Genomic DNA, 16,444 nt, shown 5'->3' with positions numbered 1-16,444 from the left:
TTTCCGATTCAAGTTGACCCTGATCCGCTTTAGATTAGGCGCATCCCCGCCTGTGAGGTTGCCCATGTCGCTGAACCCCATCCGCCCCTGGCGCAACATCGAACGCCGCAAGTCGCGCCAGATCATGGTCGGCCGCGTGGCCGTGGGGGGCGACGCGCCGATCTCGGTGCAGACGATGACCAACACCATCACCTCCGACGTCGCCGCCACGCTCGATCAGGTGCAGCGCTGCGCCGTCGCGGGGGCCGACATCGTGCGCATCTCGACCCCGGACGAAGACAGCACCCGCGCCCTGAAGGCCATCGTCGCCGAAAGCCCGGTGCCGATCGTCGCCGACATCCACTTCCACTACAAACGCGCGATCGAGGCCGCCGAGGCGGGCGCCGCCTGCCTGCGCATCAACCCCGGCAACATCGGCGACGCCCGCCGGGTGCGCGAGGTGATCAAGGCCGCCAAGGATCACGGCTGTTCGATCCGCATCGGCGTCAACGCCGGATCGCTGGAACGCCACCTGCTGGAGAAATACGGCGAACCCTGCCCCGAGGCGATGGTGGAATCCGGCCTCGACCACATCAAAATATTGCAGGACAACGACTTTCACGAATTCAAGATCTCGGTGAAAGCGTCGGATGTCTTCCTCGCCGCCGCTGCCTACCAGCAACTGGCCGAGGTCACTGACGCGCCGATCCACCTTGGCATCACCGAGGCGGGCGGCCTCGTCTCCGGCACCGTCAAATCCGCGATCGGCTTGGGCAACCTCTTGTGGTCCGGCATCGGCGACACGATCCGGGTTTCCCTCTCCGCCGACCCGGTGGAAGAGGTCAAGGTGGGGTTCGAGATTCTCAAATCGCTCGGCCTGCGCCACCGCGGCGTCACCATCATCTCCTGCCCGTCCTGCGCCCGGCAGGGCTTCGATGTGATCACGACGGTGGCGGCGCTGGAAGACCGGCTGGCCCACATCACCACCTCGCTGTCGCTCTCGATCATCGGTTGCGTGGTGAACGGCCCCGGCGAGGCGCTGATGACCGACATCGGTTTCACCGGCGGCGGCGCGGGGTCGGGCATGGTCTACCTGGCGGGCAAGCAAAGCCACAAGCTTGGCAACGACCGGATGATCGACCACATCGTCGAGCTGGTCGAAGCGAAGGCTGCCGAGATCGAGGCGGCCGAGGCAAAGGCGGCCGAATAACCGCCCGCCGCCGCGCGCCTATTCCGACCGCACCTTGGTGACGATCTCCTTCATCCCGTCCAGCGGCAGGTAACCCCGCACCATCTGGTCGGCCAGCACGAAGGTCGGGGTGCCGCTGATCTGCATCTGGTCGCCCAGCGCGCGGTTGGTGGTGATCACCTTGCTCACCGCGTCCGAGTCCATCCGCGCCAGCAGGTCCTTGGCATCCAGCCCGAACTTGCCCGACAATTCGGTCAGCGAGGCCGCGTTCACCTCGCCGCGGAAGGTGATCAGCGCGTCATGCACCTTGGCATAGGCGTCGGGCCCGTCGGCCTGCAACACCGCGATGGCATAGCGCGACGAGATCTCGGACTGCTGACCCAGGATCGGGAATTCCTTCACCACAAAGCGGATGTTGCCGTCGGCCTTCACCAGTTGGTTCACCTCGTCATAGGCCTTGCGGCAGTAGGCACAGCGGTAATCGAGAAACTCGACTAGCGTCACATTGCCGTTCGGGTTGCCGCCGACAAAGGACGACCCGTCCTTGAACAGCGCATCCGCGTTCGATTTCACCAGTTGCACGTCGGATTGCTGCTGCTGCGCCGCTTGGCGCGAGTCCAGTTCCTTGATCGCCTCGACCAGCACCTCGGGATGGGCCAGCAGGTAGGTCCGCACCTCCTGCTGAAAGGCGGCGCGGTCGCTGTCGGACATGTCGGTCAGATCGAGCGGCGCGGCGGGCGCCGCCAGCGGCGCGGCGAAGGCCAGCGCAAGGGCCAGCGCAAGGCGGAAACGGGGCATCGGAAATCCTCATCGGTCGTGGGGTGCGTTGGCGCGAAGCATCGCAGATCGGGCGGCAGAGGCAAGCGGCCGGGGTGTCGCGCGGCCGGTTTCCGCGCGGGCGCGGCGACGGGCGGGGTTGACCGGCGCGCGTCCGGCTGGGAAGAACCTGAACACCTGGGCGAAGGGGGCGGCAGATGCGGGCATCACGGCGGGGCGCGGTCGACCCTTTCATCGTCATGGACGTGATGGAGGCGGCGCGGGCGGCGGAAGAGGCCGGGCGTCATGTCATCCACATGGAGGTCGGCCAGCCCGGCACGCCCGCCCCGGCGGGCGCCCGCGCCGCACTGGTGCAGGCGATGGCGGCCGGGCCGCTGGGCTATACCGTGGCGCTGGGCCTGCCGGACCTGCGGGCGGGCATCGCGCAACTTTACCGCCGCTGGTACGGCGTGGACCTCGACCCCGCCCGCGTGGTGGTCACCGCGGGCTCCTCGGCCGCGTTCCTGCTGGCCTTCACCGCGCTCTTTGACGCGGGCGAGCGGGTGGCGCTGGGCGAACCGGGCTACCCGTCCTACCGCCAGATCCTGCGCGCGCTGTCGCTGACCCCGGTCGGCCTGCCCACCACCGACGCGAACCGCCTGCAACCGGTGCCCGCCGATCTGGCGGCGGTGCCCGACCTTCGGGGCCTGATCGTCGCCTCGCCCGGCAACCCCTCGGGCACCATGCTGGGCCGCGCGGCGCTGTCGGCGCTGATCGCCCATTGCGCGGGTCGCGGCATCAGCTTCATCTCCGACGAGATCTACCACGGCATCCAGTACGAGGGCCGCGCGGTGTCGGCGCTGGAAGTCAGCGATGACGTCTACGTCATCAATTCCTTCTCGAAGTATTTCTCGATGACCGGCTGGCGCATCGGCTGGATGGTGGTGCCGGCTGATCATGTGCGCATCATCGAGCGGCTGGCGCAGAACATGTTCATCTGCCCGCCCCATGCCAGCCAGATCGCGGCACTGGCGGCGCTCGACTGCGATGACGAACTTCGCGCCAACGTCGCCGTCTATGCCGAAAACCGGCGGCTGATGCTGGAAGGGTTGCCGAAGGCGGGCTTCACCAGGATCGCGCCGCCCGATGGCGCCTTCTACATCTACGCCGACGTGTCCGACCTGACCCGTGACAGCCGCGCCTTTGCCGCCGAGATCCTGGCCGAGGCCGGGGTGGCGGTCACGCCGGGGCTGGACTTCGACCCATTGCGCGGCGGGCAGACCATGCGGTTTTCCTACGCGCGGGCGACGGCTGACATTGCCGAGGGGCTGGAGCGGCTGCGCGCCTTCGCCAACCGGCGGTAGAACGTCGGTGTGTTTTCGGTGCGAAATCGGTGCAAAATCGGTATCACGAACTTCGGCCAAGGGTTTGTCGCGCCGCAGGAAATGGCGTAGCCTTGGCGCCAAGAGGGCAGGGATGGGCAGCTTCATTCGGATGATCGCGGCACTGGCACTGGCCGGGGCACTGGCCGGGGGTCTGGCCGTTGCGGGCGGGGTGCGGGCTGATGACCTGTCGGCGCTGGCCCGCTTCGATCCGGCCGGTTCGGCGATCACCGATCAGGGCGCCGGCTTCGACCCCACGCTGACGCCCTCGATCGCGGTGCTCTTGAACCTCAGCCAGCCGGTGCCCTACCGCATCTCGACGATGATGAACCCGCCGCGCCTTGTCCTTGACTTCCGCGAGGTTGACTGGCGTGCGCTGGACCCGGCGAAACTGTCCTCCTCGCGCCACGTCACGGCGATCCGGGCGGGGCTGTTGCAGGCGGGCTGGTCGCGCATGGTGGTGGAACTGGACGGCCCCTACGCCGTCGAACAGGCCGAGATGGAAACCCGCAACCTGCGCGGCCGCGCCGCCGTGCGGCTGGAACTGCAGCCGGTCAGCGCCGACACCTTCGCCGCCACCGCGGGCAAGACCGATGCCAGCCTCTGGGCGCTGCCCGCCCCGGCCCCCGTCGGCCCGCCGAAGAGGCGCCAGACCGGCGCCGCGCCGCTGCTGGTGGTGCTCGACCCCGGCCACGGCGGGATCGACCCCGGTTCCATCAGCGGCGATGTGCACGAGGCCGACCTCACGCTGAGCTTTGCGCGCCAGCTCAGGGACGGGCTGATCCGGCAGGGGGTGCAAGTGATTCTGACGCGCTCGGCCGATGAATTCGTGCCGCTGGAAACCCGGCTTTCCATCGCCCGCGCGGCGGGGGCCGATCTGTTCCTGTCGATCCACGCCGACGCCGAAAGCGCGCGCGAGGCGACCGGGGCCACCGTCTACACCCTGTCCGACGAGGCGACCGACAAGGCCTCGGCCGAACTGGCCGCCCGCCATGACCGTGACGACATCCTGTCGGGCGTCGATCTGTCGAACGCCGACGACCAGATCGCCACCGTGCTGATGGAGATGGCGCGGACCGAAACACAGCCCCGGTCGGATCGTTTCGCCGCAGCCCTGGTGACGGCGATCAAGGCGGCCGGGTTGCAGATGCACAAGCGGCCGCATCAGATGGCGGCGTTCTCGGTGCTGAAATCGCCCGACGTGCCGTCGGCGCTTCTGGAGCTCGGGTTTCTGTCGAGCGACAGCGACCTGAAGAACCTGCAAGACCCCGGCTGGCGCGCCCGCATGGCCGCGGCGGTCGGACAGGCCATCGCCGCCTGGGCCAAAGCCGACGCGGCCGAGGCGGCCTTGGTCAGGCAGTAACGCTCGCGCAGGTGTGACGCCGCGATAGGCGGGATTCGGCGCGCGCATCGCCCGAGTTGTTTTGACCCTGCCGGGCTCAGCGCCTATATGGGGGCCAACGAAAGGGGGCCGGTTCGTGATCCGCCTTGTAATGTCATTCCTTGGGGCCCTCTTTACCGGGCTGACGATGGCGCTCGTCTTCGGGTCGCTGACCGTTGGCGCGCTGTTCTGGATGTATTCGCGCGACCTGCCCAGCTATGACCTGCTGGCGCAATACACGCCTCCGACGATCAGCCGCATCTACTCGGGCGAAGGCCAGATCATCGACGAATTCGCCACCGAACGGCGCCTGTTCACCCCGGTGGACGAAATGCCGAAGCTGGTGAAAGACGCCTTCATCGCGGCCGAGGACAAGAACTTCTACCAGCACGAGGGCTTTGACCCGCGCGGCATCGTGGCGGCGATGATCACTGCCATCGCCTCGGGCGGGCACGACCTGCGCGGCGCCTCGACCATCACGCAGCAGGTGGCCAAGAACTTCCTGCTGGATGGCAGCAAGACCGGCGAGCGCAAGATCAAGGAACTGATCCTCGCCTACCGCATCAGCCAAGCCTACACCAAGAACCGGGTGCTGGAACTGTATCTGAACGAGATCTTCCTGGGTGCCAATTCCTATGGCGTCACGGCGGCGGCGCAGACCTATTTCAACAAGACGCTGAGCGAGCTGACCCCCGGCGAGGCCGCCTATCTGGCCGCGCTGCCGAAGAAGCCGTCCGACCTGAACCCGGCGCGCAACATGCAGGCGGCGGTGGATCGGCGGAACTACGTGCTGGGCCAGATGTACCAGAACGGCAACATCGACAAGGCGGCCTACGACGACGCGGTGGCGCAGCCGCTGAAGACGGTGCAGACCGGCGACTTTCCGGCCTTCCGCGACAGCCTGCCGCCGCGCAGCTACTTCACCGACGAGATCCGGCGCCAGTTGTCCTCGACCTTCGGCGAGCAGGAGTTTTTCGGTGGCGGTCTGACGATCCGCGCGACGATGGACCCCGAGATGCAGGTGATCGCCGCCAAGGCGCTGCGCGACAGCCTGGAAGCCTACGACCGCGGGCAGGGCGTCTGGCGCGGCACCGGCAAGACGATCCCGATTGCCAAGCTGAAAAGCCCGCTGGAATGGGCGCAGGCGCTGGCCGACGTGAACGTGCCGCGCGACATCGACGGCTGGTCGCCGGCGGTGGTGCTGGACCTCGCCGACACCAAGGCCCGGATCGGCATCGAGGGCGTGAAACCTGCGCCCGATGGCGATTTCATCCTGCCCGCCGACGTGACCTGGGCGCGCCCGCAGCTTGACGGCGGCAAACTTGGCCCCAAGGCCAAGACCCCGGCGGACCTGTTGGCGGTGGGCGATGTGGTGCTGGTCAGACAGATCACCGACCCCAAGACCAGCGCGACCCGCTGGTCGCTGCGTCAGGTGCCGCTGATCGAGGGCGCCTTCATGGCGATGGACGTGACCACCGGCCGTGTCATCGCGATGCAGGGCGGCTTCAGCTACCAGTCCTCGGTCTTCAACCGCGCGACGCAGGCGACGCGGCAGCCGGGCTCGGGCTTCAAGCCGTTCGTCTATGCCGCCGCGCTGGATTCAGGCTTCACCCCCGCCACCATCGTGATCGACGCGCCGATCGAGGTGGACACGCCGCAGGGCCTCTGGACGCCCAAGAACTCGGAAGACAAGTATTACGGGCCGGTGCCGATGCGGATCGGCCTGGAGCAGTCGCGCAACCTGATGACGATCCGCATCGCGCAGGCGGTGGGGATGGACACGGTGGCGAAATACGCCGAACGCTTCGGTGTCTACGACCCGATGAACCCCTTCCTCGCCAACTCGCTCGGCAGCCAGGAGACGACGCTTTACAAGCTGGTCGGCGCCTATGCGATGATCGCCAACGGGGGCGAGCGGGTGGAGCCGACGCTGGTCGACCGGGTGCAGGACCGCTTTGGCAAGACGGTCTACCGCCACGACACGCGCACCTGCGAAAACTGCGATGTCGCCTATATTCCGCAGGGCCAGGCGCCGCAGATTGTTTCCAACCGCGAACGGGTGATCGACCCGATCACCGATTACCAGTTGATCTCGATGATGCAGGGCGTGGTGCAGCGCGGCACTGCGGCGGGTGTCATCCATCTGCCGGTGCCGGTGGCGGGCAAGACCGGCACCACGAACGACGCGAAGGACGTGTGGTTCACCGGCTTCACCTCGAACCTCGTGGCGGGCTGCTACATGGGCTTCGACAACCCCGAAACGCTGGGCCGCAGCGCCTTTGGCGCCAGCATGTGCGGCCCGGTGTTCCAGAACTTCATGACGCAGGCGATCAAGAAATACGGCGGCGGCCCGTTCAAGGTGCCGCCGGGGGGCCACTTCATCAACATCGACCGCTGGACGGGCGAGCCATTGCCGGATGGCTCCGCCGGGCCGAACGTCCAGCCGGAATACTTCCGCAACGGCGAGGAGCCGGTGTTCGGCATGGCCGGGATGGTCGACGGCGGCTTCGGCATGGGGGCCAACCTGCCGCTGTTCGCGCCGGGCGAGACGGACCCGACCGCCAGCAACGGCGACGTGACCGTGACCAACTCCAACGGCGAGACCAAGGTGATCCCCGGCAAGGCGAATTTCGGCACCGTCAGCTCGGGCGGGCTCTACTAGGGCGAATTGCGTTTGATTTGACTCGACGAAATCAGAATTCGCCCAAGTCCTGGGGCGAATTCCGATTCAGGATGAACGCAATTCGCTATAGCTTGCCCGCCCGGCACCTTGCCGCTATCAACCGCCGCTGACACCGCCGACCGGAGACCTGACCCCATGCGCACCGAGATGACATACATCGTGGAGGCCGTCGAGAAATCGTTGGCGCTGCTGGCGCAGCGCATGGACTGGGAAACCGCGCCGCACCGGCTGGAAGAGTTCAACGCGCTGATCGAGGATGGCGACCTGTGGTCCGACCCGGCCAAGGCGCAAAAGCTGATGCGCGAACGCCAGCAACTGATGGATGCGATCAACACCTACACCGGCATCAAGGCCGATCTTGAGGACAACGTGGGCCTGATCGAACTGGGCGAGGCCGAGGGTGATACCGAGGTGGTGGCCGAGGCCGAGGCGGCGCTGCGTGCCCTGAAGGAGCGCGCCGCGCAGAAGGAACTGGAGGCGCTGCTGGACGGCGAGGCCGACGGCAACGACACCTTCCTGGAAGTGAACGCGGGCGCGGGCGGCACCGAAAGCTGTGACTGGGCCTCGATGCTGGCGCGGATGTATGTGCGCTGGGCGGAAAAGCACGGCTACACGGTGGAACTGCAATCGGAAAGTCCGGGCGAAGAGGCGGGCATCAAGTCCGTCGCCTACAAGATCAGCGGCCACAATGCCTATGGCTGGCTGAAGTCGGAATCGGGCGTCCACCGTCTGGTGCGCATCTCGCCCTACGACTCGGCGGCGCGGCGGCACACGTCGTTTTCCTCGGTCTGGGTCTATCCGGTGGTCGATGACACGATCGAGATCGACGTGCAGGACAAGGACATCCGGATCGACACCTACCGCTCGTCCGGCGCGGGTGGCCAGCACGTCAACAAGACCGACTCGGCGGTGCGGATCACCCACTTCCCGTCGGGGATCGTGGTGACGTCGTCCGAAAAGTCGCAGCACCAGAACCGCGACATCGCCATGAAGGCGCTGAAATCGCGGCTTTACCAGATGGAACTGGACAAGCGGAACGCCGCCATCAACGAGGCGCACGAGGCCAAGGGCGATGCGGGTTGGGGCAACCAGATCCGGTCCTACGTCCTGCAACCCTACCAGATGGTGAAGGATCTGCGCACCGGGGTGGAAACTTCGGATACCCAGGGCGTGCTCGATGGCGACCTTGACCGCTTCATGGCGGCGACGCTGGCGATGGATGTGGCGGGCAAGAGCCGCGCCGATGCGCAGGCTGAAGGCTGACGCCAAGGTTGCCGGGAATCGCCCCCTCCCGTAGCCTGAGCCAAAACGGGGGGACAGCATGAACGACCAGACCTTGACCGCGGCCTCGCCGGTGCCGGAGGTGCGCATGATCACGGCGCATACGGTCACCGACGCCCTGAAGCGCGGCGTCGGCGACTATCTGCGCGCGCCGCTGTTCGGGATCTTCTTCAGCGCGGTCTATGTGGTCGGCGGGCTGGTGCTGGATACCATCCTCGTCGCCGCCGGGCGCGAGTGGTGGCTGATCCCCTTCGCGGTCGGCTTCCCGATCCTCGGCCCCTTCGCCGCGGTCGGGCTATACGAGGTCAGTCGGCGGCTGGGGGCGGGCGAGCGGCTCGACTGGGGCGGCGTGCTGGGCGTGGTGCTGCGCCAGAAGGACCGCCAGATCCCGGCGATGGCGGTGGTGATCCTGTTCCTGTTCCTGGTCTGGCTGTTCGTGGCGCACACGATCTTTGCGCTGTTCCTCGGCCTGTCGGCGATGGTCAACTTCTCGACCGACCCGCTGGCCGTGCTGCTGACGGCGGACGGGGTGACCATGCTGGCGATCGGCTCGGTGGTGGGCGCGGGGTTTGCCGGGGTGCTGTTCGCGATCACCGTCGTCGGTCTGCCGTTGCTGCTGGACAAGGAAATCGACTTCGTCACCGCGATGATCACCTCGGTCTCGGCCGTGATCCAGAACCCGGGGCCCATGCTGCTGTGGGGCGCCACGATCGCGGTGCTGTTGTTCGTCGGCATGTTGCCCGCGTTCCTCGGGCTTTTCGTCGTGCTGCCGGTGCTGGGACATGCCAGCTGGCACATTTACCGCGCGACGCTGGGGCCGCCTGACTGAGTTGAAAGGGGGCGCCGGCAGGCCGGTCTTTGAACGTTCGTCCGCCTGCGCCCCTTGTCCGGATTCAAGGGCGAAGCCCGCCGGGCAGCGCCCGACCGCCGCCAAGGCGGGCGCTTCCGCTGCGTTGGTGCAGGGCACGAGGGTCGGGGTGCCGCACCATAAAGTGCTGACCAACAAACTTGCAGCGCCCACCCGCGGCCGGGCGCCGCCCTTCGTTGCGATCAACGCGGTGCTGCGGCATCGCCAAACGCAAAACGGGCACCGCCCCCGAAGGACGGTGCCCGCAAAGTCCCGTGCCGTCGGGCTCAGCCCTTCGGCGCCGCGGTGACCGGGGCCGCAATGGCCTTGGTGCCGCCCGCCAGCGGATCCTCCTGCCGTTGCACCGAGCCTTCGAAGTGCGCGCCGCTTTCGATTGCGATGGTCTTGTGGATGATGTCGCCTTCGACCCGTGCGGTCGAGGTCAGGCGGACCTTCAGCCCGCGCACGCGGCCGACGACGCGGCCGTTCACCACGATGTCGTCGGCGACGATCTCGCCGCGGATCGTGGCGCCTTCGCCGACGGTCAGCAGATGCGCGCGGATGTCGCCTTCCACCACGCCCTCGATCTGGATGTCGCCCGAGGTCTTGACGTTGCCGACCACGGTCAGGTCCGAAGACAGAACCGACGGTGCGGGCTTGGTCTTGGTCGTCGTGGGGGTCGCGAAGTCCATCGAGGGCTTCGCCACGGGCATGTCGGTCTTCGGCTTTTCAGCCTCGCCCGCCTGTTTCGGCCCTGGTTCGTTGATCCTGCTTTTAGAAAACATTGGTCGCTGCCTTGATGTAGGTCATGGGGTTGACGGCTTTGCCTCCGACCCGGATCTCGTAGTGAAGATGGGTCCCGGTCGATCGTCCTGTGCTGCCCATATCACCGATCCGGTCGCCGCGCGAGACCCTTTGGCCGGGTTGCACGCGGATTTGGGAAAGGTGACCATAGAGCGTTTCGATGCCGAAGGCGTTCTGAACCTTGACCTCGCGGCCGTAGCCGCCATCCCATCCGGCGGTCACCACGATTCCATCGGCGGTGGAATAGACCGGCGAGCCGTAGGCGCCGCCCATATCCTGGCCGGGGTGGAAACTGCCGGCGCCGGTGAACGGATCGGATCGCCCGCCAAAGCCCGAAGTATAGACGAACGAGGTCTTGAGCGGCACGCCGAGCGGAATCTTTTCTTCGGCGATGCGGTAGAGGTTCACGGTGTTCAGGCTGTCGAGGATGCCATTGGCGCGGGTCGCGTCCAGCGCGCCCTGCTGGTCGTGCGCGGGCGACGGGATCGGGGTCAGCGGCCCGCCCGCGCCCATGTAGCCGCTGCGAATCTCTGCCAGCACCTTCTGCGGGTCGAGCCCGACCGAGCGGAAAACCTTGTCCAGCGGCGCCATCGACACCTTCACGGCCGCTTCGAGCTGAGAGAAGATCAGCGCGTTGCGCTGCTCGATCAGGCGGGTATCCAGTTCGGCCTTGCTGGCGGCGGTTTCGGCGACGGCTTGCTGCCGTTCGGCGCTGTCGCGCGCGGCAGCGGTATCGCCGAGTTGTGACGCAAGGATATCGACGGTGGCGCCCATGTCCTTCATGTGGCCCGCGTCGGTGTGGTCGGCGCCGGTCTGCCTGGCCATCGTCACCCGCAGCGAGTCGGCCTCGGCGCGGGCGCCATCGCGTTCCTTGATCACCCGGCGCAGCGTCATCTGGATGACGTCGATGCCGGTCTCCAGCTCGGTGCGGTGGTCTTCGGAGGCCAGCAGCGCGGTCTGCATCTGCGACACCTGATCCAGCGCGGTGTTGAAGCGGGCCTGGGCGCTGGCCGCCTCGGCGGCGCGGGCGTCGCGCGCATCGGCAAGGCCGTTCAGGCGCTGTTCATAGTTCGACTGTTCCAGCATCGCCTGCTCGCGGGCATCGCCCGAGGCCATCGACTCGACAAAGAGGATCGCCGTGGCGACCAGCGTCCAGCCGATCACCAGCGCCGAGATCCCCAGCATCAGCGCCTGCGTCAGCGGCCGAAGCCGCACGAACCGCGTCTCGCGGTCCGACCGCAGGAACAGCCGCTGCTCTGGCAGCACGCGCGCAAGGGCCGCATTCAGTCGATGCAAAAGCCGTCCGGTCACCCGAATGATCCTGTTGTGGTCCCCCCGTGGCCGCCCGTTATCCGGTATCCCCGGCCACGTCCTGTGCATAGCGACCGGGGCCGGGGGGCCGCAACCTCTTTGCGGGCAGGGCGCGGGCTGCGGGCGGCGCCTCGCCGACGATGCGCGGAACCTCGCCGACCGGCTCAGTCGCCAGTGCCGTCGCGGGTGGCCAGCGGCCAGTAGAAATCCGGCGGCAATCCGGCCTCGGCACGCTTTTCCTCGTTGAAGGGGGGCTTCAGGGCGCCGTGGAAGTAGTGCCGCACCACCCGGTGAAAGACCTCCTTGGGGTCGCTATCCACGCGCCCGCAGAGGAAGTTGAACCATTTCGAGCCATAGGCGACATGACCGACCTCTTCCGCATAGATCGTTTCCATCGCGGAAACAGTCGCCGCGTCATTCGCCTTGCGGAACACCTCGATCATGGCGGGCGTCACGTCCAGCCCGCGCGCCTCCAGCACCATCGGCACCACGGCAAGGCGGCCGATCAGATCGTGGGCGGTATCCTCGGCGGCGCGCCACATCCCGGCATGGGCGGGCAGCGCGCCATAGTGGCTACCCAACCGTTCGAGCGCGTCGCAGATCAGGTTGAAGTGCTTGCTTTCCTCGGCGGCGGCCTTCACCCAGTCGTCGTAAAACCCCAGCGGCATCGGCACGTGGCTGAAGCGGGCGATGATGTCCCAGTGCAGATCGACCGCGTTCAGTTCGATATGCGCGACGGCATGCAGCAGTGCGATGCGGCCCTCGGGTGATCCGGGGCGGCGGCGCGGCACGTCGCGCGGGTCCAGCAGGTCGGGCCGGTCGGGGCGCGCCGGGCGCGCGGGCGGCGTGGCCGTGCCCACCGGCAAGGGCGCGCCCGCGTTGCGCGCGGCGACCCAGTCGGCGGCGTGCGACAGGCTCAGCGCGGCCTTGGCGCGGCCGTCGGCGGTGGTCAGCACCGCGACCGCGCGGTCGGCCAGCGACAGCGTCACAGCGCGCGCGCGGCGGCGAGCACCTCGGCGACGTGGCCCTCGACCTTCACCTTGCGCCAGACCCGCGCGATCCGGCCCGCGCCGTCGATCAGCACGGTGGTGCGCTCGATCCCCATGTAGGTCTTGCCATACATGCTTTTCTCGCCCCAGACGCCATAGCGTTCGCAGACGTCGGAGCCTTCGTCGGAGACCAGCGCGATGCCGAGCCCGTGTTTCCTGACGAACTTGTCATGCGATGTCACCGGGTCTTTCGACACCCCCACCACCACGGCACCCGCCGCGGCGAAGGCGGCAGCCTGCGCGGTGAAGTCGAGCGCCTCGACCGTGCAGCCGGGGGTGTCGTCCTTGGGGTAGAAGTACAGCACGACCACCTTCGGGCGCAGCGCCGAAAGGGTCAGGCTGTCGCCGCCGTCGCGCGGCAGGGTGAAGTCGGGCGCAATGTCGCCGATGTCGGTCATGGGGGCCTGTCCTTGCGTCAGGGGGATGTGACTTGGTGTTTTAGTCCCTTTCGGACAAAGATAAAGACAGGGCGAGCCCGCACCAAGACGCGCCCTGTGGCGCAGCCGGAGAAAGATGAGCGACACACCGAAGGAGATCAGGCGGCGGAGGCGGTTCGGCCTCTGGGCGCTGCTGAGCCTCGCGTTGCTTGCCGCGGTGATGGCGGCTGGTGTGGCGGCCGTGACCGGCCGCCCGATCGTGGCGCCGGGATGGGCGGTGACCGAGGTCGAGTCTCGGGTCAACGATCGTCTGGCGGGGGCGGCGAGCCTGCACCTGGGCGGCGCAGAGTTGCTGATCGACAGCCACTTCGTGCCCGGGGTGCGGCTGACCGATCTGCATGTGCTGGACGCGCGCGGGGATCAGGTCGCTTACCTGCCCGAACTAAGGGTGACATTCGCGTTGCCCGCGCTGCTGGACGGCAAGCTGGTGCCCAGCGAGCTGACTGTCTCGGGGGCCAGTCTCGCGCTGCACCGCGACGTGAACGGCGGGCTGAACCTCGCGCTCGGCCGCGAGCTCGGAACCACGCCGGGCGAGGTGCAGAGCATTGGCGGCGTGCTGCAGGCGATCGACCGGGTGCTGGCGAGCCCGGTGCTGGCCGGGCTGACCCGCATCCGGGCCGACGCGCTGACGCTGACGCTGGACGATGCGCGGGCGGGCCGGGTCTGGCAGGTCGGCGATGGGCGGCTGACGCTGGTGCAGGACGCGAGCGAGGTGTCGATCGAGCTTGGCTTCGGGCTTGCCAACGGCAACGGCGACCCGGCGACGGCGGTGATGACCTTCGTCAGCCGCAAGGACTCGCCCGAGGCGCGCATCGCGGTGCGGGTGGACAATGTCGCCGCACCCGACATCGCGGCGCAGGCTCCGGCGCTGACCTTCCTGAAGGTGGTCGACGCGCCGATCTCGGGCAATTTCCGCGCCTCGGTCGGCTCTGACGGCCAGATCGGTGCGCTCGACGGGCGGCTCGACTTCGGCGCGGGTGCGGTGCAGCCGCGCGCCTCGATCACGCCGATCCGGTTCGACAAGGGCACGCTGGTCTTCAGCTACGATCCCGCGCTGCGCAAGGTGACCATCACCGAGGCGTCGGTGCAAAGCCCGGTGCTGCGCGTGAGGGCGACCGGGCAGGCCTATCTGCGCGACATGGAGTCGGGGCTGCCGCGCACGCTGCTGGCGCAGGTGAAGTTCACCCAGGTGATGGTGGACCCGGCGCGCCTGTTCGAAAAGCCCGTGCGGTTTTCCGAGGGCGCGGTGGACCTGCGGCTGCGCCTTGATCCGTTCGACCTGCGGCTGGGCCAGCTGATGCTGCTGCAGGGCAACCGTCGGATCGAGGCGCATGGCGATTTCACCGCGACCGAGAAGGGCTGGCAGGTCTCGCTCGATGCTGCGCTGAACGAGATCAGCCACACCGATCTGCTGGCGCTCTGGCCGGTGGATCTGGTGCCGCAGACCCGCGACTGGCTGACCCAGAACGTGCAGACCGGCCTCTTGTTCAACGTCAACGCCGGGCTGCGGCTGTCGCCGGGGGGCGAGCCGCGGCTGTCGCTGGGCTACGAGTTCACCGATGCCGACGTACGGTTCATCAAGACGCTGCCGCCGATCCAGCAGGGGCGCGGCTATGCCACCATCGCCGACACGACCTATACAATGGTGGTGGACGCGGGCCATGTCGCGGCGCCGCAGGGGGGCGACATCGACGTGGCGGGCTCGGTCTTCGCGGTGCCCGACATCACGGTGAAGCCGCCGCCCGCCGAGGTCAAGCTGAAGACCGACAGCACGATCACGGCGGCGCTGTCGCTGCTGGATCAGCCGCCGTTCGGCTTCATGACCAAGGCGGGGCTGCCGGTCGATCTGGCGGACGGGCGCGCGCGGCTGGATGTCGATATCCACTTGCCGCTGGCCGACAGGATCCTGCTGCCCGATGTGACCTTCGATGCCGACGGCACACTGACCGGCGTCAGCAGCGGCAAGCTGGTGAAGAACCGGGTGGTGACGGCCGACAGCCTGAACCTCAGCGTGAACAATGACCGGATCGAGGTCGACGGCACAGGCCAGCTGGGCCGCGTGCCGGTGAAGGTGATCTGGACCCAGGGTCTTGGCCCCGGCGCGGGCGGCCACAGCCATGTCGATGGCACGGTCGAACTGTCGCAGGCGTTCGTGGACGAGTTCCGCCTTGGCCTGCCACCCGGCGCCGTCACCGGCACCGGCATTGGCACCCTGTCGGCCGACCTCGAACGCGGCGGGGCGGGCCGCTTCACGCTGACCTCCGACCTTGCCAATGTCGGTCTTGCCATCCCCGAGATCGGCTGGTCCAAACCCGCTGCGGCGACCGGGAGGCTGGAGGTGGCGGGAGCGCTGGGCGATCCGCCCACGATCGACCGGCTGGTGGTGGAGGGCAACGGGCTTTCGGCCAGCGGCAAGGTGCTGCTGAACCCCAACGGCAGCCTGAACGTGGCGCGCTTCGACCGGGTGAAGGTGGGCGGCTGGCTGGACGGCGCGGTCGATCTGACCGGCCGCGGTGTCGGGCGCGGCATTTCCGTGACGATGCGCAGCGGCAGCATCGACCTGCGCCACGCGACCTTCAAGCGCAGCGCGGTGCATGGTCCGGCGGTACCGATCACGCTGTCGCTCGACCGGCTGACGGTGTCGAAAGGCATCGACCTGACCGGATTCCGCGGCGATTTCACCACCCTTGGCGGCTTCAACGGCACCTTTACCGCGCAGGTGAACGGCGCCGCGGCGGTCAGCGGCACGGTGGTGCCAAGCGCTGGCGGCACCGCCGTGCGGGTGCGCGCCGATGATGCCGGGGCGGTGATGGGGGGCGCGGGCGTGTTCGACAAGGGTCGCGGTGGCAAATTCGATCTGACGCTGACCCCGCGCGCTGAAGCGGGCGAATACGACGGCCACCTGTCGATCACCGAGATCAAGGTGGTCAAGGCCCCGGCCCTGGCTGACCTTCTGTCCGCGATCAGCATCGTGGGCATGCTTGATCAGTTGAACGGGCCGGGCATCCTGTTCACCGATGTCAGCGCCGACTTCCGGTTGACGCCGGACGCGATCGAGGTGACGAAGGGCTCGGCCATCGGTCCGTCGCTGGGGATTTCCGCGGCGGGGCTCTACGACCTCGGCACGGGCGTTTTCGACATCCAGGGGGTGATCTCGCCGCTTTATCTGCTGAACGGCATCGGCAGCGTGCTGACGCGGGCCGGCGAAGGGCTGTTCGGCTTCAACTACAAGCTGCGCGGTGTGGCGGGGGCGCCCAAGGTCTCGGTCAACCCGCTGTCGATCCTGACGCCGGGGATGTTCCGTGACCTGTTCCGGGCGGCTCCGCCAACGTTGGACAATTGACG

12 protein-coding genes are annotated in these 16,444 nt (G+C 67.8%); 7 read left to right on the top strand and 5 right to left on the bottom strand.

Translation table 11 applies throughout. The annotated features are described in order from the left end of the window. Positions 1–64: 64 nt before the first annotated feature. Positions 65–1,189 (top strand): flavodoxin-dependent (E)-4-hydroxy-3-methylbut-2-enyl-diphosphate synthase, encoded by a 1,125-nt coding sequence (gene ispG, locus AC11WY_RS13480; RefSeq protein WP_482926334.1) that lies wholly within the window; start codon positions 65–67, stop codon positions 1,187–1,189. An 18-nt stretch (positions 1,190–1,207) separates the two neighbouring features. Here the strand turns inward: ispG and AC11WY_RS13475 are convergent, their stop codons facing one another. Beyond that, positions 1,208–1,966 carry a DsbA family protein gene (locus AC11WY_RS13475; protein WP_482926332.1) on the bottom strand — a complete coding sequence of 253 codons (759 nt, stop codon included), beginning with the start codon at positions 1,964–1,966 and terminating at the stop codon, positions 1,208–1,210. A gap of 176 nt (positions 1,967–2,142) precedes the next feature. Here AC11WY_RS13475 and AC11WY_RS13470 point away from each other — a divergent pair, with 176 nt between their 5' ends. The 5 genes from AC11WY_RS13470 (at position 2,143) to AC11WY_RS13450 (ending at position 9,480) form a co-directional block, all read left to right on the top strand. Continuing rightward, on the top strand, positions 2,143–3,288 hold the full coding sequence (locus tag AC11WY_RS13470; protein WP_482926330.1) for a pyridoxal phosphate-dependent aminotransferase: 1,146 nt from the start codon (positions 2,143–2,145) through the stop codon (positions 3,286–3,288). A gap of 112 nt (positions 3,289–3,400) precedes the next feature. Next, entirely contained in the window at positions 3,401–4,669 is a 1,269-nt protein-coding gene (locus tag AC11WY_RS13465) for an N-acetylmuramoyl-L-alanine amidase (RefSeq protein WP_482926328.1), read from the top strand. A gap of 115 nt (positions 4,670–4,784) precedes the next feature. After that, entirely contained in the window at positions 4,785–7,349 is a 2,565-nt protein-coding gene (locus tag AC11WY_RS13460; protein WP_482926326.1) for a penicillin-binding protein 1A, read from the top strand. A gap of 156 nt (positions 7,350–7,505) precedes the next feature. After that, a complete protein-coding gene (prfB, locus tag AC11WY_RS13455; protein ID WP_482926324.1) occupies positions 7,506–8,633 on the top strand; it encodes a peptide chain release factor 2 in 1,128 nt (375 codons plus the stop codon). A gap of 58 nt (positions 8,634–8,691) precedes the next feature. Next, positions 8,692–9,480, top strand: a complete 789-nt coding sequence (locus AC11WY_RS13450) for a DUF2189 domain-containing protein (RefSeq protein ID WP_482926322.1) — start codon at positions 8,692–8,694, stop codon at positions 9,478–9,480. Between the two features lie 305 nt (positions 9,481–9,785). On the opposite strand, the gene AC11WY_RS13445 is transcribed toward AC11WY_RS13450, so the two are convergent. From AC11WY_RS13445 to AC11WY_RS13430, 4 genes are all read right to left on the bottom strand, one after another. Next, positions 9,786–10,283, bottom strand: a complete 498-nt coding sequence (locus tag AC11WY_RS13445; protein WP_482926320.1) for a bactofilin family protein — start codon at positions 10,281–10,283, stop codon at positions 9,786–9,788. After that, positions 10,273–11,613 carry a DUF5930 domain-containing protein gene (locus AC11WY_RS13440; RefSeq protein WP_482926318.1) on the bottom strand — a complete coding sequence of 447 codons (1,341 nt, stop codon included), beginning with the start codon at positions 11,611–11,613 and terminating at the stop codon, positions 10,273–10,275. Before AC11WY_RS13440 ends, AC11WY_RS13445 begins: the two co-directional genes overlap by 11 nt. Positions 11,614–11,777: 164 nt before the next feature. Further along, positions 11,778–12,602 (bottom strand): ferritin-like domain-containing protein, encoded by an 825-nt coding sequence (locus AC11WY_RS13435; protein ID WP_482926316.1) that lies wholly within the window; start codon positions 12,600–12,602, stop codon positions 11,778–11,780. After that, a complete protein-coding gene (locus AC11WY_RS13430) occupies positions 12,599–13,060 on the bottom strand; it encodes a peroxiredoxin (RefSeq protein WP_482926314.1) in 462 nt (153 codons plus the stop codon). The genes AC11WY_RS13435 and AC11WY_RS13430 overlap by 4 nt, the downstream gene beginning before the upstream one ends. Positions 13,061–13,175: 115 nt before the next feature. Here AC11WY_RS13430 and AC11WY_RS13425 point away from each other — a divergent pair, with 115 nt between their 5' ends. Then, positions 13,176–16,442 (top strand): YhdP family protein, encoded by a 3,267-nt coding sequence (locus AC11WY_RS13425; protein WP_482926312.1) that lies wholly within the window; start codon positions 13,176–13,178, stop codon positions 16,440–16,442. Positions 16,443–16,444 lie beyond the last annotated feature (2 nt).

The organism is Solirhodobacter sp., assembly GCF_964715405.1.
The sequence above is the reverse complement of the archived record's forward strand: the minus strand, read 5'-3'. Positions and strand labels throughout refer to the sequence as shown.